The organism is Sphingorhabdus sp. (genome assembly GCF_046292425.1).
GTDB lineage: Bacteria > Pseudomonadota > Alphaproteobacteria > Sphingomonadales > Sphingomonadaceae > Sphingorhabdus_B.
Genome location: NZ_JBKBQV010000002.1, coordinates 54290 through 73796, shown reverse-complemented (window position 1 = coordinate 73796; position 19507 = coordinate 54290). Strand labels below are relative to the sequence as shown.

The following is a 19507-nucleotide window of genomic DNA, read 5'->3' as shown; positions in this document are numbered from 1 at the left end:
GCAAGAGGATAGGGCTACGCTAAAGTATTACTGCGCCACTTTCCCAAGCGTTACCCAGAACGGCTATCTCTCAACGCTGCGACTTGGTGATATCATCCAACGCTTGAACCAATGCGTCCTGAGAAACCGTGATCATGCCGCTGGTGCTCATATCCAGATCCATTGTCATAATGACTGCGAGAGTGAGCATGATTCCCGTTAGCGCGGACGGCAAGAGCATGCGTTTGCCGACTTCACCTAAACGCCAACCTACCAACGTCGTGGCGAAAAGCATGAAAACAAGAAGCATTGCTACCATGGCGCCGGGAAGATGCGACTGTCGTCGGATTTCGCGCTCTGTGGCGACGTCAAAGCTTTCGTTAAGTGGGTCCAGCAACAATTTGGAGTCTACTATGTTTTCGCCATCAGCCAGGGCCGCGGTGGCTGCGCTCCAGACTCGCTGCTGCTGCGCTGCTGCTTGTGCATAAATGGCTTGTGATGCCTCGCCTTCATCACTGGCAATTGACCATTCAAGCCGGGTTTCGGCATATTTGCGGAAGGGGATGGCGACGCTTTCCCGATCAACTGCATCAATAGCCTGAATTCTGAGCCAGCTTGTTCCGAGTGCATTCGCTTCGGCGATTACGAGTGAACGTCGTTCCTCATGTCTGTGTAATGCAAGAGAAAATGTAAAGCCAAGCAGCAGTGCAAGCAAACCAAGCGTTGCTGATGCCAGAAAATCCGACCCACCGCCCTCATGCAAACTGCGCCACCGAGTCGACAGCCTGAACCCGGCTTCCAACATGACGGATAACAGGAGGAAAAGGATAAGGCCGAACAGCCACAATGACCATTCGTTCCACATCATCCTTTTGCCCCCCGGCGAGTCAACGGCCTATTCCGCCATTGGTGTATCAGTCGGCGGAATGTCGTTCTCGGCGCCGTTTTCGATGGCGTTATCACCCTCGTCGTCACTTTCGTCGATCTTTGCTGCTCCGACGACATGTTCATTTTCGCCCACATTGAACAGGCGCACGCCAGCAGTTCCGCGTCCAAGAACGCGCAAGCTGTCGAGCGGCATGCGGATGAGCTTTGCCTGATCGGTCACGAGCATCAGCTGGTCGCCCTTTGTCGCGGGGAAGCTGGCTACGACTGGACCGTTGCGTTCGATGTTGTCAATGTTGGTGATGCCCTGTCCACCGCGCCCGGTGCGGCGATAGCCGTAAGCTGAGGACAGCTTGCCATAGCCATTGGCGCAAACGGTAAGGATGAACTGTTCACGTTCTGCCAATTCGGCAATACGTTCGGCGGATAAGGTGGGCTCACCCTCTTTCTCGGGCTTCCAGGGAGCAAAGCGCAGATAATCCTCACGCTCCTCTGGCAAGGTGCCGACGCGTTTGAGGATCGACAGCGAAATCACCTCGTCACCCTTGGCAAGCTTCATGGCGCGAACGCCGGTTGAAGCGCGGCTTTGGAATTCGCGGATATCGTCGGCAGCAAAACGGATGGCCTTACCGTTGCGGCTTGCAAGCAGGATGTCGTCGTCGGCGCTTAACAATTCCACGCCGATGAGTTTATCGTCTGCATCCTCGCCTTCAAACTTCATCGCGATTTTGCCGTTGCTTGGGACGTTGGCAAATGCGTCCATGCTGTTCCGGCGGGCATAGCCCTTGCAGGTAGCGAATACGACGCTGAGTCCGCCCCATTCGGCCTCGTCTTCAGGCAGGGTCAGAACGTTGGAAATGACTTCACCTTCGCCAAGCGGCAACAGGTTGACCATTGGGCGGCCGCGTGTGGAGGGGCCGCCTTCTGGAAGTTTCCAAACCTTTAGGCGATAAACCTTGCCGATGTTGGAGAAGAATAGAACAGGCGTGTGCGTGCTGGTCACAAACAATTCGGTGACAGCATCCTCATCCTTGGTCGCCATGCCGGCGCGGCCCTTGCCGCCCCGGTTCTGCGCGCGGAAGGTCGCCAATGCGGTGCGTTTGATATACCCGCCATGCGTAACCGTAACGACCATTTCCTCGCGTTCCATGAGGTCTTCGTCATCCAGTCCGTCCCAGCTTGCGGTGATCTCGCACATGCGCGGTGTGGAAAATTCGGCGTCAATGGCGACGAGTTCGTCGCGCAGCACGGCGTAGAGCTTCACCCTATCGCCCAGAATTGCGAGAAGCTCAGCGATTGTTTCTGCAAGCCCTGCAAGCTCTTTGCCAATTTCGTCGCGGCCAAGTGCCGTGAGACGATGAAGGCGCAGTTCCAGTATGGCGCGAACCTGCAACTCGGATAGTTGATAGCTGTCGCCGGTCACTTCGGCTTCCACAGCCTCGACCAATTTGATGTATGATGCGATTTCGGCAATTGGCCATTTTCGCGCAATCAATGCGGCCCGCGCTTCTGCAGGGCTTGCCGAACCCCGGATGATGCGGACAACTTCGTCCAGATTGGTCACCGCGACCACAAGTCCGAGCAACAGATGCGCGCGTTCGCGAGCCTTGTTGAGTTCGAACTTCGTCCGGCGGGTAATAACTTCCTCGCGGAAGCGGATAAAGGATTCGATGATGTCTTTAAGGTTGAGAACCTCAGGCCGACCGCCACGAATGGCCAGCATATTAGCGGGAAAACTGGATTGCGCCTGCGTGTGGCGCCACAATTGGTTGAGGACAACGTCAGTCGTTGCATCGCGTTTAAGGTCAATGACGATGCGCACGCCCTTGCGACTGGATTCATCGCGAATGTCGGAGACACCCTCGATCCGCTTGTCTTTCGCGGCTTCAGCGATTTTCTCGACAAGGCCGGATTTGCCTACCTGGAACGGAATGCTGGTAAGAACGATGGAACGCCGGTCGCCCTTTCCTTCTTCAATTTCATGCCGGGCGCGCTGCATGATGGAACCCTTGCCCTCGCGATAGGCCGCGCGAGCGCCGCCGGTTCCGAGGATCAGCGGTCCAGTCGGGAAATCTGGGGCAGGGACAATCTCGATGAGTTCGTCGAGGGTGATGGCTGGGTTATCGATATAGGCCAGGCAGGCCTTGATCACTTCACCCAGATTGTGCGGCGGAATGTTGGTCGCCATGCCCACGGCAATACCGCCCGCGCCGTTGACCAACAGATTGGGGAAACGGGCTGGCAGAACCTGCGGCTCTTCACGGCTGCCGTCATAATTTGGCTGGAAATCGACGGTGTCCTTGTCGAGATCATCCAGAAGCGCGTTGGCGACCTTGTTCAGGCGCGCTTCGGTATAACGCATCGACGCTGGGGGATCCGGGTCCATCGAACCGAAGTTGCCCTGACCATCGATGAGCGGCACGCGCATCGACCAGTCTTGAGTCATGCGTGCAAGTGCGTCGTAAATCGCGCTGTCGCCATGCGGGTGATAATTGCCCATGACGTCGCCCACGATCTTCGCCGATTTGCGATATGGACGGCCAGCAACAAAGCCGCCCTCCTGACTGGCGAACAGGATGCGGCGATGGACTGGCTTGAGACCGTCGCGCACATCAGGCAAGGCCCGCGATACAATGACCGACATTGCATAATCGAGATAGCTCGACTTCATTTCATCGACAATGTCGACTGGCGAAATGTCGGATGGGTCCATGGTAACTGTGTCGTCGCTCACGCCGCGAAAATCCTTATATTTTTTGGGTATCTACACCCTAGACGCATGCAGCCGAAATGACCACACGCGACTGCCCCTATTGGGGCGTTTTCACCAGCTTATCCACAGATTCACGCAGTGACTGAGATCAAGGTGCAATCGAGCTGCCGTCATAGGCGAAAATCTGGCCGGTTTGCTCTGGTTTAAGCCCGTGTAAGACGTCAAGCATGTCTTGTGCTGCGCGGTCCGGGGTGAAGCGCTCATGCGCAGGATTACCCTTGAAAGGCGCGCTGAGTGGCGTTTCGACCGTGCCCGGGTGCAGGCCCACGATAACCGACTGTGGGTTTTTGCGCTGCCATTCGATGGATATGTTGCGGATGAGCATATTGAGCGCGGATTTTGACGCGCGATAGCTGTGCCACCCCCCCAAGCGATTATCCGAGATACTCCCGACCCGCGCAGATAGTGCTGCAAAACAGATGGGGCCTTGTTTGGCCATCAATGGGAGGAAATGTTTGGCAACCAGCGCCGGACCAACAGCGTTGATACGGTAATTCTCCATCATCCAGTCAGGATCAAGCTCGCGCAGGCTCTTTTCGGGGCCTTTCGTTGCCGAATGGAGCAGTCCTGTTGCCACGATGATCATGTGAACAGGTGTTTTGGTGGCAGCCAGTGATGCGGCGGCCGATGCGATACTTGCTTCATCCAGTATGTCGACGGGTGTGGGGCTTTCGCGGTGGAACCGGATTACATGGGCGTAGTTTGGGTCTTTGTCGAAAGCGTCCGCCATCGCTGAGCCAATGCCGCCGCGCGCGCCAATAATGATTGCAGTGCGTTCGCCCACTTGTGTTTCGCTCCTGTTCGTTCAACGGGAATTCATGCAGTGGCGCTATGGCAATTGCACAGAAGATGGCAAGGTCCTATAAACCAAGTCAATCAAGGGCCTCGGCCAACATACTAACGCGGAGAGTTACATGAAACTGGTTTCAAAATTTGCTTTAGCCCTTTCGTTGGTGGCGATATCTACTGCACCTGCGGCATTTGCGCAGTCGAATGAAAAGCCCAAGAAAGAGAAAAAAGGCAAGGAAGCGGCAGCAGCAGCGCCAAAGAAGAACTATTCAAAGCCTTTCATCGCGGCCTACACCCCCGTCGTGACGTTGCTGAATAAAAACAAGGATGCAGCAGCCGCAAAGGAAGCATTTCCGACGGTCGTCGCGGCGATTGGCAATGACGATGACCGATATGAAGCAGGGATTCTCGCCATCAACATCGGTGCGCCGTTGAAGGATCTGGCATTTCAAGAGCAAGGCATCGACCTGTTGCTCGCGTCGGCATCGACGCCTGCTGAGTTGAAGAAAGAATACACCTTTCGCAAGGGCGCCATCGCTTATGATGGCAAGAAATTCGCCGATGCAGAGAAGTATATGATCGATGCCTATAATATGGGCCATCGCGCAAATAATATCGAGTTCCTGATCTCCAATGCCATGTCACAACAAAACAAGGACGCGGACGCCGTTAACTGGATTGGCAAAGCGATTGAATCGAGCAAAGCGGCGGGACCGGTAAACAAGGCTTATGTCGTGCGCGCAGCAGCTTTGTCGGCAAAGGCGAAGAACTATGCTGGCGCAGCCAATTTTTACAAGGAGTTGGTAGCAGCAGAAAACAATCCGGATTATTGGCATGATGCCCTGGCATTTTTTGACCGTTCACGCGACTTCAATCCCGAAGAAACATTGGATATAATGCGCTTGATGCGCGCAACCAACGGACTTCGGTTTCAACAGGAATATGCCTCTTATCTGGACAGCTTAAGCTATATTGGCGTCCGCTATCCTGCTGAAGCGGTTTCGGTACTTGAGGAAGGCTTCGCAAAGGGCGTAATTTCGCGCAACAATGTGACGTTCAGCGAGCGGTACAACGAAGCCAAGGGGCGTCTCGCGGAAGACACGCGCACATTGGCCGGAACGATTGCGCCTGCAAAGGCGAGTCCGAAGGGCATGCTGGCTTCATTGACGGGAGATTCGTTCTTCTCGCACAAGGACTACAAGACCGCGAAAGAGCTTTATGAATCGGCGCTGGGCAAGGGACCCGTGCTTGACAAGGATGGCGTGGATCAAACTGACCGCACCCGTTTCCGCCTTGCCATGTCGAAAACGATGTTGGGCGATTATGCAGGTGCAAAGGCTGACTTTGCGATGATCACTGGTGCAAACCGCAAGGCTATCGCAGAATATTGGACGATGTACATTAATCATCTCGCAAATCCAACCGCTGCGCCAGCGGCGGCAACGCCAGTTACCTGATCCATCCAAATTAAACGAAAAAGGGCCTGAGCGATCAGGCCCTTTTTTTATGCCAATGGTATTGGAACGCCGGGTTCGTCCTTGGCGGTGCGGATCGTCAGCGATGTCTTGACGCTGCTAACATTAGGCGCGGAGGTCAATTTTGACGTCAGAAATTCCTGAAAAGACTGAAGATCCCGTGCTACGATCTTCAAAATAAAGTCAATTTCACCGTTTAACATGTGACATTCTCGAACGTCGGGTAGCGCGCGGACATGCTGCTCAAACGCCTTCAGATCATCTTCGGCCTGGCTTTTAAGGCTAACCATCGCGAACACCGTGATAGTATAGCCCAGCGCACTGGCGTCGACATCCGCATGATAAGACTTAATCGTGCCTGATTGCTCCAGGGCCCGCATACGACGCAGGCAAGGTGGCGCCGTGAGTCCGACCTTTGTGGCGAGTTCAACATTTGTGATGCGACCATCTGCCTGCAATTCGGCCAAAAGCTTCATATCTATCGCGTCGAGGTTCATATTCGCCATGATATCGTTATTTCCATATCTATTATGCCTCCAGCTTATAATATAATTATATGGGATTGCAATTGTCCCATAGTGTGACGGCGTTAAATTGATGCTTTCGCGCAGCCGATAAGGTGTTTATCGCCCCTCATCAGCAACAAGCTGTAACAGGAACTACCGAACTTTGCGTTTTGACGACCGTCTTGAAACTACCTTGCGTCAAACGGACGACGAAGGCTTGGGCCTGTCCGCAAAGTGGCAACAACTTGTTGATATTCTAGCTCAAAATCCCGTTGATTTTGATCCGCAATCGGTTGCAATCGGCTTGCAGAAGGTGCGGCAGTTCATGGATATCGTGCCAGCCGAGGTTCGGGAGCAATGCGTACGCGCGTTGGCAGGTCGTCTTCGATCCGCGCCATTGTTGCTGTTATTGTCCGGAGATATACCCGCCGTTGCCTCTGCGGCCATTAATGGAGCCCGGCTGAGCGATCAGGAATGGGCAGAAATTGTTCCGCAATTATCGACACGGGCGCGCGGGTTTTTGCGGAACCGGCGAGACATGGGGCCGCTGACATCGCGCGCGCTTGTCCTATGGTCTTCAGCAGATTTCGTCTTGTCAAAAGATGTGGAGGAAACCGAGAGCATTGCGGCGAACCGGCAGAGTGTACAAATACGCGACATCGTCGAACGTATCGAGCGCCTGCGGTTTGAGCGCGAAAATAGCGAGCCTGCTGAAGCCGCCCGTGAGCCTGTCGCACTTGATATGGGCGCTGCTCCCGTAGAAATTCCGGCGCTTGATCTGCCAGAAGCTGAGCAGGTCGCCCCGGACGAGCTTGAAATCGACATCAACCCGATTGACGAAATCCGGTTCGAAGCTGATGAATATGGAACGATATGCTGGGTGGAAGGTGCGCCACTTGGCGCTATCGTCGGCGTCGACATTGCGGAGCCAGCCTTTGATGACGGCCCGGGCCCGGATGCCTATGGCGCGGCGGCGTTCCGCCAAAAAATGCCTCTTGAAAATGCCCGGATGCGCTTGTGTGGCGCACCTGCCATCGCAGGTGACTGGCGGATAAATGCGTCCCCGTTTTTCGACGGGGTGAGCGGGCGTTTCAATGGCTACCGCGGCATTTTGCGTCGGCCAAACCTCTCAGAAGTTGCGTTAATTCCAGAAAGTCATGCAAATGAAGCTGAACATATCCAGCAATTATTGCATGAACTGCGCACGCCGCTGGGTGCGATTATAGGCTTTTCGGAAATTATTGAACAGCAACTCTTTGGTCCAGTGACCGAAGATTACCGCATATTGGCGGGCAATATTTTGCATGACGCGGAACGGTTGTTGTCAGGATTTGACGACCTGTCCACCGCGGCTACTATCGAAACGGGAACTTATCTGGCGGAAGCAGGTGTGACCGAGTGTGACTGGTTGTCCCAACGGCTTGCAGAGCGTCTGCACGGCTTGACCGACCTTTTGCAGGTTACATTAAACCTGATGCACGCCCATCCAGTAAGACCATTTGCCATCGACCATCAACTGTCAGAGCGGTTATTTTCCCGGCTTTTGTCCGCCGTCATAATCGGTTGCGCGCCCGGTGAAGTGCTCGATGGCCGTTTCCGAACAGAGCCTGGGCTCAACGCCACAAACCGGTTCGTGCTGACACTTCCGAAGAAGCTGATCGAGATGCAGGAAAGCGAGCTTTTTGGCTCTGGCCCCGGATCGATCGACGATAATGACGAGGCGCCGTTGCTTGGTCTTGGCTTCTCTTTACGTCTTGTTCGGAGTCTAGCACGAAGTGTCGGCGGAGATTTACGCTTTTCTAATCAATCTCTTATAGTATCAGTGCCTGCCGTTAACGACAGCCGGGCCGGATTTAGAGACGAAGAGCGGGAATGAAATGCCGAGGCAAAAGGGGCAATTTGTAAATTCCGCATGCCTCTCCGCCCAGCCTTATGATTATGTAGATACAAGTGCATTAGGCGGTCCGCGTTTCGTTGTGACAGTCGACACGGAAGAAGAATTTGACTGGAGCAAGCCTTTTGCAAGAGCAGGCTTTGGCACAGAACATCTCAAGCATCTGCCGAAATTTCAGGAACTTTGTGAGAATTTTGGTATAACACCTTGTTACATGGTTGATTTGCCGGTGGTAAACGACAACTTCGGAGCAGACCTGTTGCATGGGTACACCAGGGATGGGCGCGCCGAAATCGGCATACAGTTACACCCTTGGGTCAATCCGCCTTTTGTTGAAGAACTAAACATTCGAAATAGCTTTGCCTGCAATTTGCCTGCCGAGCTGGAACGCGCAAAGCTTACGCACCTATACAATGCAATTGTGCGGCGCATAGGCGTGCAACCCGACGCATACCGGGCAGGGCGCTATGGTGTTGGAGCCGCGACCCCCGACATCCTGCTAGAACTCGGCATTGCTATCGATTCATCTGTGCGCGCAGGATTTGACTATTCGGATACGTATGGTCCTGATTTCAGCCGGCACACCGGCCGACCTTATTGGGTGCGCAAGGGAAGTGTCATGGAGCTGCCGCTGACGACGGTTTTTGCAGGGGCGCTACGCGGCAGGGCGCAGGGTATATTCAACAGCCGTCTTTGCACGCCTCAGGCACGCGCCCTGCTGTCCCGGTCACGTCTGCTGGAGAGGATCGCGCTTACCCCGGAAGGCATTCCTTTGGCGAAAGCTCTCCGCGGGGTTGACCTTGCCATGGCTGACCGCCTGCCCATCATCAATATATCTTTGCATTCCCCATCACTGGCAGTCGGCCATACGCCTTATGTCCGGAACGTCGAGCAACTCGAACGGCTTTACGCGTGGCTAAGTGGCGTGTTTTCATATCTGCACAATCGGGCTGTTCAGCCCATAAATATGGCCGAGATAAAGAAGGCGAGCGGAATTACGGGTTTTAGGTAAGATAAAGGCTTGCCTAATCTCCTAAAGTTCGGCTATCGGCGCGCAGGTAGTTGGCGAGCCGGTCAGGGCCTGTAGCTCAGTTGGTTAGAGCTGGCCGCTCATAACGGCTAGGTCGGGGGTTCGAGTCCCTCCGGGCCCACCAGCTTCGCTGTTGCGAAGTTGGCGAGCAGCCAGCCGCGAGGACATTGTTATACCAGTGATCCCATGTCGGGGAGTAGCGCAGCCTGGTAGCGCATCTGGTTTGGGACCAGAGGGTCGCAGGTTCGAATCCTGTCTCCCCGACCATTTTCTGAAAACCATAGAATTCCCTCGATTTTAATGGTTACTATCACAGCCGTTAATGCATCACTGTAGCATCCACTGACACAGTCGACATTTGTGCAAGGTGCAGCGATGGTGACCATTTGAGCGAGAATAAACCGGGCAGGTGATCATGCCGCCGCGAATCGAGACTAGCTAAGCCATAGACAGAAGTTGCTCTTTTCGTGTGAGCACGCAATCCAAGGTCGTGCTTAACAACGGGTAACTCGCGGTCCCGTAGTATCGCTACATTGACTTATACATGTGAATGCAGTGTTTGTCCGCATGCAAAATTTCCGCGAGCGTGATGACCGAAAGATGACGCTATTGCGGGCCCGTATTCGTGGCGAGTGTGGCTGGTCGGATGCTGTAATTTTAAACGTTTCTCGACACGGAGTGGCCCTGACAGGTAGAAAACTGCCTGATCGTGGATCATATATTGAAATCTGTACGGGCCCCTCGAAAGTGGTGGGGCATGTGCGCTGGTCGTCGGACAGCACTTGTGGGGTTAGAGTATCGGAAGTCATTGACCTTGGTTTATTAGTCAACGGAGCCCTTGAGCAGTCTGATATTATTACGGACAAAAAACAAAGGGGACTCGGCCGGAAACCAACCTTTGAAGAACGGGCAGAATTAGCCAGATACTGGAATAGGCTTATACAGTTCATCTTCTTGCTTGCGCTCATCGGCGCAGCGGCGCTGTTCCTGGTAACTTTCGTGTTTGAGGTCATCGATAAGCCTTTTCAGCAAGGCTCCAAAGTGCTCGAGACAGGTTCGCTTTAGCAGGGCTGTCAGACCCGGTTGCAGCTATTAGCTTTGGATGCGCTGCGTCGAATCCTTACCAGTCGGGCATCAAGGGTGCTAAAACCAGACCTGCATATTCTAACCGCAAGAATCTGCGACAGCCTTGAACCCACAATATCGCAAATTTTTGCCAAACTTGTCGAACTGCGGGAACTATCCACGTTGCGGACCTTTAGCCAATCACTGCTTGAGTGCCTATGTTTGTCGAGTGTCTTATGTCTAAATCAGATAGCGTCGCAACTTTCCGCGGCGACCATCCTTCGGCTGCAACATATCAGCACTTGGCCGATCGGCGTGAGATAGCATTGGTTGCAATGGAACGGACGCGAACGCCAATGGTGGTCACAGATGCTCGGTTGCCAGATAACCCAATCATTCTCGCCAACAGGGCTTTCATAGATCTTACCGGTTACAGCTCCGACGAAATTATAGGTCAAAATTGCCGATTTTTACAAGGTGAAAACACGTTACGGGCTGATGTCGCAAAGATACACGACGCCTTGTGTCGGGGGGACGATTGCATTGAAATCGAACTTCTGAATTACCGCAAGGACGGGACGCCGTTCGTAAACTCTTTGATAATCAGCGCAATTCGTGGTGACGACGGCGAGCTTTTATATCACTTTGCATCCCAAGAAGACGTGACCTTGAAACACAGGGCCAGAGAATTGGAAGCCAGTGAACGCCGCCTTTTGATGGAGGTGGATCATCGCACGCTAAACGCCTTAACGCTAATCCAAAGCATAGTCCGGTTATCCCGCGCCGAAAATGCCGAACGTCTTTCGCATTCCATTAATAGCCGCATTCACGCTCTCAGCCTAACTCATCGACTTTTGGCAGAAAGGCGCTGGCAATCTGTAAGCTTGACCGAACTGATAGAACAGCAATTAGCGGCGCACGAGGTTACGGACAGCGTAATAGTGGACGCGACAGCAGCCGAGTTAGCTCCCGAAATTGTCCAGCCGCTTGGGTTGGTGATTCATGAATTAGTAGCAAATGCTCGCATTCACGGGGCGTTAGCTGCAGGCGCGGGGATGATTGAGCTAAAATGTGCAATTGAAGAGGAAGCACTTGTCATCAACTGGCGTGAACCTGCGCGTTTTGTTGATCCCGCCAAACTAAAAGGGGGGTTTGGTCTGCAGATGGTTCAGGCAGTTATTGAGCATCAATTGGGAGGTCGTCTCAACTTCCACGTTTCCCAAAACTTATTGGAAGCAACTATCGTCGTTCCGCACGCCGTGGCGCAAGCAGACTAATGGCTAACATGCGTATTCACCCGCTGTGTGGATGTAATCGCGGAGCAGAGGCCCGGAGTTCCGATCGTGTCGAACGGTAGTGCGTATCCTGTAACCCCGGACGGGCGCTATTTTGTAGTGCGCGGTCGTCTATGGCGTATGTCAAATCCTTCGCTTGACCCTGACGTCAGATTAGAATTTGTTAATCAGCTGATGTCTGCAAGGCGCGCAGTTGGCAGTGCGCTAAAGTCGCGGGATAGGAAAGCCGAAATTGAAGCCCGACGGCACGTGGACGCCGCAAAGCGTGCGCTTGGAGAGAGGGGGGAACTCTGGTGGAGCGACGGCGCCCCTGACTACAACCGCCAGTTGGCAAAAAATACGCCCTATGCAGGGTGGCATTCCAATATTGTAGCGACATAATGTAGATCAGGACCGCGAGTGTCCTTGAATGGACGATGAACTTTTTAACATGTGTTATTTCCGGTTTTAGTATTTTGTTCCAAACACTGAAGTTGTCGACGACATTGATCTCGCTATACTTAATCTGAGCGAAGGGTATAAAGATAACGTGAGCAACTTTACGTCTGCCAGCGCCTGGAGCGTGGATCAACTTCAACTGGCTGTCAACGCGGCGTGTGTCGCTTTGTGGCGTTGGAACGTCGATGATAACAGCTTCTATATGGACCCGAGGGGATTTGAGCTTTGGGGACTAAGCTGGTCTGAAAAACTCGAATTCGAACAGCTTTCCGCGCACATTCATCCTGCGGATCGTGATCGCGTGCGTGCGGCTTTTGTTGCGACAAGAGCAGTTGCTGGACCTTATGAAATAGATTTTCGTATAATGTTAGGACAAGAAATCAGGTGGATATCTGCGCGTGGTCAAGGAGCAGACGAGGGAATTGTCGATCGAACCATGTTTGGTGTTTTTCTTGATGTCACAGGGCGCAAGCAAGCTGAGGAGGGACACGAACTGTTAGCGGGCGAGATGAGCCACCGTGTGAAAAATCTGTTGGCAATTGCAAGTAGCCTTACAGCACTCACCGCTCAATCATGCGAATCTGTAGAAGAGATGACCAAGGATTTGATGAGGCGACTATCGGCGCTCGGACGGGCACATGACCTTGTGCGGCCTCTGCCGGAGTCTCACGGTAGGGCCGCGTTGCTTGGGGACCTTATTACGGTTTTGCTGGCTCCATACGACGATTTAGGCGCGTTTAACGACCGCATCCGGGTTGCCGTGCCTCGAATGGGAATTGGCGAACAAACCGCAAATATTTTGGCAATGGTTATCCACGAGTTGGCCACAAACTCGGCCAAGCATGGCGCGCTATCCAGTCAGGAAGGCACTTTAGCCATAACCGGGGTCATACAGGACGAGAAATTGATAATTACATGGGCAGAAACAGGAGGTCCCGTAGTTGCCGAACGACCGACCATGACCGGATTTGGCAGCAAAATGCTGGTCCGAATTTTAGAGTCGGAACTCGCAGGAGGTATCAGCTACGACTGGCAACCTGCTGGATTGGTCGCGACCGTAACCGCGCGGGCAAGCATATTGCCCCAGTAGCGTATAACCCGTTGGTGGCCCTATCACGCACACATTACAGGTCTGATCAGCGTAGCCTGATGGCCCCAGACCAATTCCGCCCGCCTCTGCTACGCCAACGCAAAGTAAGAGGGCGCCCATAATTTCATCCTTACCGCGGAGGATGCGTTTTGCGGTCAGCATCGACCTACCTTCCTTCCGGTCAGCAGACGGCAAAGGGGCACCATCCGGCCTACGAAAATCAAATAGTTATCACAGGTATAGTTCTTGCGTTATTTACCTGTGTCAATGCAGAAGGAACCGCGTTAGAATAATCCCATCATCGGGCATTTCTGGCTTACCGATGACTGAGAGATGCGATGCGCTCCCGTCAAACGATGGGAGTACAGTGTGTTAAATCCTCAATCAGCGACGCTGATGCCAATGGTAAAAAAGCTTGGGCTTTGGGGCGACATGACAGTGGCAGACGAAGCGGCCATTCTGGCCTTGCCGTTTACTGTTAGACGTTTGAGGTCTGGCGCCTTCATCGCGCGAGAAGGCGACTCCCCACAACAGACATGTGTGTTACTTTCAGGATTTGCGATACGTCACAAGTTAGCTGGTGACGGAGGACGGCAAATCTTTTCAATCCACATGCGCGGCGACGTCGTGGACCTTCACAACTCGCTATTGCGCTGGTCGGACCACAACGTTCAAGCCCTGACCGAAGTTGAAGCCGCCTTCATCCCGATGTCCTCTATAAAGCGCCTGATCGTCAGTCATCCTCTTGTCGCTTACCTCTTGTGGTACGAGACGCTTGTCGATGGCTCCATCTTCCGCGAGTGGACGCTAAACGTAGGCAGACGTGATGGGCGAGCACGATTGGCGCATGTGCTGTGCGAATTTGCGCTGAGGCTAAAAATGGCTGGTCTTGGCGAACAGAATGATTACGAGCTGCCAATGAGCCAGGACGAGCTTGCCGACGTGCTGGCGCTCTCTCCTGTTCATGTCAGCAGAGTCATCAAGGCACTAAGCGCCGAGGGCTGCATCACCAAAACAAAACGAACCATACGTATAGATAATTGGGCGCTATTGCGTCAAATCGGCGATTTTGATCCACGATACCTGCATTACAACGGATCGCGCGGCTAATTAGCTATCGCGTCTGTTTTACGGTTCTGCGGACGGTGTCGGCAATTCATAAATTGGTGGCTTTAACTCGCTAACGACATATTCGATAGCCGGAAGCAACTGGGTGGTCTTACCGTCGTCCAGCAACACACGAACTGAACCTGAAGTTCTCTTTTCGCTTCCGAGCCATTCTAATCCGATAACCATTTCGCACACCTCGATCGAGCCGTGCGATCAATATTACGCCCATATTGTGGACGTTCATTAACATTGGTTAAAATTTTGATATTTAGCAATACCGGTAAGGGCCTCAGCCGCCCAATCTGAATACTCTACCTGCTATATTACTCACTTAGGCAACCGTGCGCTTAAAAATGCTATTTGCAACAGCCTCGAGTAGGGCGGATTTCTTGACTGGCGGTGGAAGCCGACTGGCAACGTCAAGAAGATTGACGCTGCACTGTTGCTACTAACTATGGAACTGTCGGCCGTTACTATGCAACTCGCTACCACCGCCACATTTCCCAATAATGATTCAATTTATGCAATGCTTTGCGCACTATCTGTCAATGTAGCGAGATGATATGACGCCAGTCGGGCAGGGGCGGGGTGTAAAATGATGTATCGTCGCGAAATCGACGGACTGAGGGCTGTCGCGGTTGTCCCGGTCATACTGTTTCATGCGGGCATAACGGTGTTCAGCGGGGGATATGTTGGCGTTGACATATTCTTCGTGATCAGCGGCTACTTGATTACAAGCATTCTCATTGCCGAACTCGAACTCGACAAATTCTCCCTTGTGCGGTTTTATGAACGGCGGGCACGACGCATTTTGCCTGCGCTATTTTTCGTAATGGCGTGTTGTGTTCCCTTTGCTTTCATGTGGATGCTACCGACTGAACTGAAGGATTTTGCGCAGAGCCTGATCGCCGTTACCTTGTTTGCTTCCAATGTGTTGTTTTGGCGCGAGGAGGGCTATTTTACTGCCGCCGCTGAATTAAAGCCATTACTTCACACGTGGAGCTTGGCGGTTGAGGAGCAGTATTATCTGCTATTCCCCTTTTTTCTAATGTTTTTCTGGCGGTTTGGGCGAAAACGCGCATTCTGGGCAGTTGCGGGTTTAGCTGCCGCAAGTTTGCTGCTCAGTGAATGGGGTTCGCAGGATGCCCCGAGCGCCACCTTCTATCTTGCCCCGACCCGAGCTTGGGAATTACTTGTAGGCTCGATGTGCGCTTTCTGGCTATCTGGCCGAGAGCCGAGAACTAGTAACTCGCTGAGTTTGCTGGGTCTGATGCTGATTGTTTTTGCTATCTTTTACTATGATAGTACGACCCCCTTTCCGAGTGTATATGCCCTTGTACCGGTTGCCGGCGCTGCACTGATCATAATGTTTGGCGGCGGTGCGTCTTGGGCAGCGCAGTTGCTGGGCAAGCCTGCATTTGTCGGCATTGGCTTGATAAGCTACAGCGCATATTTGTGGCATCAGCCTCTATTTGCGTTTGCGCGGATCCGAAGTATTACCGAGCCTCCGCCGGTTCTTATGGTCGCACTTGCGGCGCTATCGATCATACTGGCGTACTTCAGCTGGGTGCTTATTGAAAAACCCTTCCGTAGGGGTGCTCTATCCATCCTGCCTTCGGGCCGGGCTGTGCTTTTTGCCAGCGGTGCTGGCGCGAGCATGTTTGTTGCGATGGGTTTAGTCGGGCATGCGACCAAAGGTTTTGAGTCTTTTTACACTTTGCCGAGATACGTTGTATCGGGCGAGTTTGCTTTGCCAAAAATAGATAATGGATATTGTTTCTATTCAGTTGAAGACCTGATGAATCTCGAAGTAGGCCAAGCCGGACTGAAATGCTTGCTTTCCAAAGGCAGCGGACAAAAAATTCTTGTTTTTGGGGATAGTCTCGCTGCCCACTGGGAACCGTTCTACCGTGCACTAGGCATCGAGAACAACTTACATATTCGTTCCGTTACGACCAACTGGTGTCACCCCTCAATGAGTAATATTTTCTATGGACCCTTACGCTCTGCCTCACAAAAACAGTGCGAGTTAAACAGAAGATACGTCGCGAGCAGTTACCAAAACTACGACGTGATCGTTCTTTCGGGTGATTGGAGTTCTGTTGACTTGGAAAGCGTGAGAGGCGCGGCCGACGAGATTATCAAAAATAGCAGCGCCAAGATAATTTTCATGCCCACGCCGAAGCACTATAACAGGAAATCTGTAGAACTATACACGTACGGTATTCACAACAGATTGCACCCCGATGCCAGGAAAGACCGGGCTTCAGAGATGTTTTTATTACATCTTGCCGATGTTTATAAAGGCTCCCCACGCGTCAGGATACTTAGTCAAGAATCGCTATTTGGAAATTATCATAGGTCGGCGGGTGGCTTGGATGCAGGGAAGCATCCCTACAGCCAAGATGGTCTGCACATATCGATTCACGGATCTAAAATGGCCTATCAGCATTTTCGCTCATTAGAAGAATATGATAAGCTCTTGAATTTTATCACCAACTAATGGTCAATCGACAATGTTTAAACGCAACGTTGTTGTTGCGATGAAACTCTGCAACTCCAGCAAATCAGAACACCTTTCGTATTTCGACCATCACTGTGCGTCCGATGGGATCCACATAGCCCGGCTGATAGCTAATAGGTACGGCTCCAGCCGAATTCGTCACACGCTGTCTGCTGTTGGTCAGGTTTTCCATCGCCACGGTAAGCTTTGTGCCCTTCGCAAATTTTGATTTGGGTGCGAATGCGCCAATATCAACATAGGCGCGCAGATCGACTTTGGTGACAGGTTCAAATGTCAGCAGGTCGGGGGAAGCAACCGAGCCTGTGCGAAGGAAACTTGCGCCTCTGCGCGCGGCATTCAAACGGACGCCGGTGCCGCCTTGGGTAAGGGCAATGCTTGCATCGCTGACGTTGCGCTGACGCCCCCCACCAATTCCGATGGCGCCTCCATCAAGAAGGTCGACAACACCAAGACCATCCCGAATAACCGTTTCGCTTTCGAGCAGGAAGGTGTGCGAAGCATTTACCTGTAGATTGATACGTCCTGCGCGCCGTCCAGCAGGACGGGGTGAACCCGGTACGTTTTGAGAAAGCGGCACGGTGAAACCCACACCCGTCCGCAGTTCACGGCTGTTCTGACGCGCAAAGTTCACCGTTCGGTTGTCGACAACTATAAGCCGCCCCGAACTGTCCCGTTGAAAACGTTCCGGAAACGCGACTACGACTGCCGTGCTGGGTGGCGGCAACGCGCCAATCTGGTTTTTAACACGCGTAACGAGGTAACTGGCGTTCAATTGCAGATTATATTTCTGCCATGGCCTCGCGGTGGCGGATAAAGTTTTTACACGCTGGGTCTGGTTGCGCAGATTGGCGGCGCCACCATTTATGATGGTAACATCCGCTGTCTCACCCGTCAGGGGGTCAAAGAAGCTTACATTATCGTTTACAATCGTTGGTGCAGAGAGCAGTTCTGGCGCAACAGCAAAACCGTCTTTTGCCTGGCTGGCAGAGAAGTTCAACCAGTCAAGCGGTTCCCAATTCAAAGCTACAGAATAACGGTCGATGTCCCCAAATCGGCCAAGGTCCAATCTGGCGCCGTCCACAGAAATCTCTGTCCGCCCGATCACTGGCATGAATCCGGATGAACCATCTCCGCCGGTTATTGGTAACGTTACCCCGGCCTTGACGGTAAATTCCCGGCGCCGGAATGATCGGTCATTTGAGCTGCTGGACCCACTGGCATCAAGGTTGGACCAAGCCATGGCGCCCCCAGCGCGAAGCCGGACAGAGCCCGCCGGAACGCTAAATAGGGGGCCTTCCAAGTCGCCCGATATTTGGGACAATTTCGTTTTGCTTCGGGTCAGGCTCTTATTTATCGGTATAAGGCCGGCCAAGGTGCCTGCGAACGGGTTTGTCGTGGGGTCAACGGTAATTAATCCGCCGGTAATTACGCCGACCCGTTCATTGCTATATTTGCGCTCTTGTTCATCGTATCTGCCCAGGACAGTACCCCGCCATCCGCCAAAATTAGCGTTCAGGGTCGCCGAAACGGAACCGTTCGTCGAATTGCTTACATTCTGAAGTGGCCGAACGGGGTCGTTAATCGCTATTATCGCGGGGCGTGAAAAAGGTGTGAACAGATTATCTGCTGGAATGAGAAAACGTGCAGAAGGCAGTCCGCTTTGACTTGTCGTCTGGGACCAGTTCAAGCGTCCATTAAATGACAGGGCAAGCCAGCTCGCGAGCGTTTTGTTTCCCGCGACGCTCAATTCATAGGGCGTGTTTGCGCCGCGAAGCGTCCGGAAGTCGCCAACATTGCTTGGGTTGATTGCGTTGGCTCCATCGATCAGGTTTGCGAGCGTTGGCCGCAGGATATCTGATCGGAGCGCCACCGTGTTCACCGGACGTCCCGCGATCGCACTCAGTAGCGGATCAATTTCGGTCCCGAACTGCGGGATGATATTGCCAGCAGCCGCAAAAGGAATTGACTCCGCAAGTGGCGTGATGTTGCGGTCCGAATTAAAAAGGAAATCAGAGTCGGCCCGCCGGAATGTCAAATTGACCCGATCTTGGCCTTTTATATAGGTAGCGAGAGCTTCACCCTTGTAATTCCGCCAGTCGCCTTCGGTTGCGAATTGCCCGCTGGCAGTCGCTGTCAGGCTTTTGACCGATGATCGAAGGACGACATTATAGGCGCGCTGTCCTGCGGTGCCGCCAACCCGTGAAGCCGCGCCGCGGGGCAGCGCTTCGATCCGGCTTATTGCCTCCACCGGAAAATCCGAGATATCGCCAAGGTCGCCGACCGGCTGTCCGTTTACCAGAAGGGACGGAGCGCTGTCTCCATTCTCCCGAGACAGGTTATCCAGCAGCTCTCCAACCGTGCTTGCACCATAGGATTGCGCGCGGTCCGCATCATAAGTCTGCTCAACCTTTACGTCTTTAAGGCTGGCAATGATGGTCCTGTTGCCAATCACGACAATCTGCGGATCGTCGGGGTTTAGTTTAATTTCCGGTTTTGGTTGTTCCGCAGGTACTTCCCCCTGAGCAAGCACCACGCTTGGTAAAAGCGCGAGCAATGAGCAAGCCGATAATAATCCAAATAATTTCTCAGGGAATTTAGGCATGACTATCCTCTCGAAGAAAGCCCCGCTAAATTGCTTTAGCGGGGCAAGTCTT

14 protein-coding genes and 2 tRNA genes are annotated in these 19507 nt (G+C 53.1%); 10 read left to right on the top strand and 6 right to left on the bottom strand.

Translation table 11 applies throughout. From position 1 onward, the window contains the following. Window positions 1–70: 70 nt before the first annotated feature. From ACK4S7_RS00990 to ACK4S7_RS00980, 3 genes are all read right to left on the bottom strand, one after another. Window positions 71–847 (bottom strand): hypothetical protein, encoded by a 777-nt coding sequence (locus ACK4S7_RS00990; RefSeq protein ID WP_409643574.1) that lies wholly within the window; start codon window positions 845–847, stop codon window positions 71–73. A 27-nt stretch (window positions 848–874) separates the two neighbouring features. Further along, on the bottom strand, window positions 875–3577 hold the full coding sequence (gyrA, locus tag ACK4S7_RS00985) for a DNA gyrase subunit A (protein ID WP_409643640.1): 2703 nt from the start codon (window positions 3575–3577) through the stop codon (window positions 875–877). A gap of 148 nt (window positions 3578–3725) precedes the next feature. Next, window positions 3726–4421: an SDR family NAD(P)-dependent oxidoreductase gene (locus ACK4S7_RS00980; RefSeq protein WP_409643572.1), complete on the bottom strand. Its 696-nt coding sequence runs from the start codon at window positions 4419–4421 to the stop codon at window positions 3726–3728. A 130-nt stretch (window positions 4422–4551) separates the two neighbouring features. Between ACK4S7_RS00980 and ACK4S7_RS00975 the strand changes: the two genes are divergently transcribed. Further along, on the top strand, window positions 4552–5883 hold the full coding sequence (locus tag ACK4S7_RS00975; protein ID WP_409643570.1) for a hypothetical protein: 1332 nt from the start codon (window positions 4552–4554) through the stop codon (window positions 5881–5883). A gap of 47 nt (window positions 5884–5930) precedes the next feature. Here ACK4S7_RS00975 and ACK4S7_RS00970 read toward each other — a convergent pair whose 3' ends face one another. Beyond that, a complete protein-coding gene (locus ACK4S7_RS00970) occupies window positions 5931–6407 on the bottom strand; it encodes an Lrp/AsnC family transcriptional regulator (protein ID WP_409643568.1) in 477 nt (158 codons plus the stop codon). 163 nt (window positions 6408–6570) lie between these two features. Between ACK4S7_RS00970 and ACK4S7_RS00965 the strand changes: the two genes are divergently transcribed. The 8 genes from ACK4S7_RS00965 (at window position 6571) to ACK4S7_RS00930 (ending at window position 14329) form a co-directional block, all read left to right on the top strand. Next, on the top strand, window positions 6571–8283 hold the full coding sequence (locus ACK4S7_RS00965) for a histidine kinase dimerization/phospho-acceptor domain-containing protein (protein ID WP_409643566.1): 1713 nt from the start codon (window positions 6571–6573) through the stop codon (window positions 8281–8283). A gap of 1 nt (window position 8284) precedes the next feature. Next, window positions 8285–9313 carry a polysaccharide deacetylase family protein gene (locus ACK4S7_RS00960; protein ID WP_409643564.1) on the top strand — a complete coding sequence of 343 codons (1029 nt, stop codon included), beginning with the start codon at window positions 8285–8287 and terminating at the stop codon, window positions 9311–9313. A 65-nt stretch (window positions 9314–9378) separates the two neighbouring features. Next, window positions 9379–9455: transfer RNA gene (locus tag ACK4S7_RS00955), tRNA-Ile, on the top strand. Between the two features lie 66 nt (window positions 9456–9521). After that, window positions 9522–9598, top strand: a tRNA-Pro gene (locus tag ACK4S7_RS00950). Between the two features lie 279 nt (window positions 9599–9877). Next, window positions 9878–10396, top strand: coding sequence for a hypothetical protein (locus ACK4S7_RS00945; RefSeq protein WP_409643562.1), 519 nt, complete (start codon window positions 9878–9880; stop codon window positions 10394–10396). Between the two features lie 236 nt (window positions 10397–10632). Then, a complete protein-coding gene (locus ACK4S7_RS00940) occupies window positions 10633–11673 on the top strand; it encodes a PAS domain-containing protein (RefSeq protein ID WP_409643559.1) in 1041 nt (346 codons plus the stop codon). 547 nt (window positions 11674–12220) lie between these two features. Further along, window positions 12221–13219, top strand: coding sequence for a sensor histidine kinase (locus tag ACK4S7_RS00935; RefSeq protein ID WP_409643557.1), 999 nt, complete (start codon window positions 12221–12223; stop codon window positions 13217–13219). A 432-nt stretch (window positions 13220–13651) separates the two neighbouring features. Continuing rightward, window positions 13652–14329, top strand: coding sequence for a Crp/Fnr family transcriptional regulator (locus ACK4S7_RS00930; protein ID WP_409643555.1), 678 nt, complete (start codon window positions 13652–13654; stop codon window positions 14327–14329). An 18-nt stretch (window positions 14330–14347) separates the two neighbouring features. On the opposite strand, the gene ACK4S7_RS00925 is transcribed toward ACK4S7_RS00930, so the two are convergent. After that, the gene (locus tag ACK4S7_RS00925; protein ID WP_409643553.1) at window positions 14348–14515 is read right to left on the bottom strand and encodes a hypothetical protein; all 168 of its coding nucleotides are present in this window, start codon (window positions 14513–14515) and stop codon (window positions 14348–14350) included. A 409-nt stretch (window positions 14516–14924) separates the two neighbouring features. On the opposite strand from ACK4S7_RS00925, the gene ACK4S7_RS00920 reads away from it, so the two are divergent. Continuing rightward, a complete protein-coding gene (locus tag ACK4S7_RS00920) occupies window positions 14925–16832 on the top strand; it encodes an acyltransferase family protein (protein ID WP_409643550.1) in 1908 nt (635 codons plus the stop codon). Window positions 16833–16896: 64 nt separating this feature from the next. Here the strand turns inward: ACK4S7_RS00920 and ACK4S7_RS00915 are convergent, their stop codons facing one another. Next, window positions 16897–19455, bottom strand: coding sequence for a hypothetical protein (locus ACK4S7_RS00915; RefSeq protein ID WP_409643548.1), 2559 nt, complete (start codon window positions 19453–19455; stop codon window positions 16897–16899). Window positions 19456–19507: the final 52 nt, after the last annotated feature.

Bases quoted from the DNA above. Each gene is read 5' to 3' on its own strand.
- ACK4S7_RS00990 (WP_409643574.1), bottom strand. From the start codon at position 847: ATGATGTGGAACGAATGGTCATTGTGGCTGTTCGGCCTTATCCTTTTC.
- ACK4S7_RS00960 (WP_409643564.1), top strand. From the start codon at position 8,285: ATGCCGAGGCAAAAGGGGCAATTTGTAAATTCCGCATGCCTCTCCGCC.
- ACK4S7_RS00970 (WP_409643568.1), bottom strand. From the start codon at position 6,407: ATGGCGAATATGAACCTCGACGCGATAGATATGAAGCTTTTGGCCGAA.
- ACK4S7_RS00975 (WP_409643570.1), top strand. From the start codon at position 4,552: ATGAAACTGGTTTCAAAATTTGCTTTAGCCCTTTCGTTGGTGGCGATA.
- ACK4S7_RS00920 (WP_409643550.1), top strand. From the start codon at position 14,925: ATGATGTATCGTCGCGAAATCGACGGACTGAGGGCTGTCGCGGTTGTC.
- ACK4S7_RS00915 (WP_409643548.1), bottom strand. From the start codon at position 19,455: ATGCCTAAATTCCCTGAGAAATTATTTGGATTATTATCGGCTTGCTCA.
- ACK4S7_RS00925 (WP_409643553.1), bottom strand. From the start codon at position 14,515: ATGGTTATCGGATTAGAATGGCTCGGAAGCGAAAAGAGAACTTCAGGT.
- ACK4S7_RS00940 (WP_409643559.1), top strand. From the start codon at position 10,633: ATGTCTAAATCAGATAGCGTCGCAACTTTCCGCGGCGACCATCCTTCG.
- ACK4S7_RS00930 (WP_409643555.1), top strand. From the start codon at position 13,652: ATGACAGTGGCAGACGAAGCGGCCATTCTGGCCTTGCCGTTTACTGTT.
- gyrA (WP_409643640.1), bottom strand. From the start codon at position 3,577: ATGGACCCATCCGACATTTCGCCAGTCGACATTGTCGATGAAATGAAG.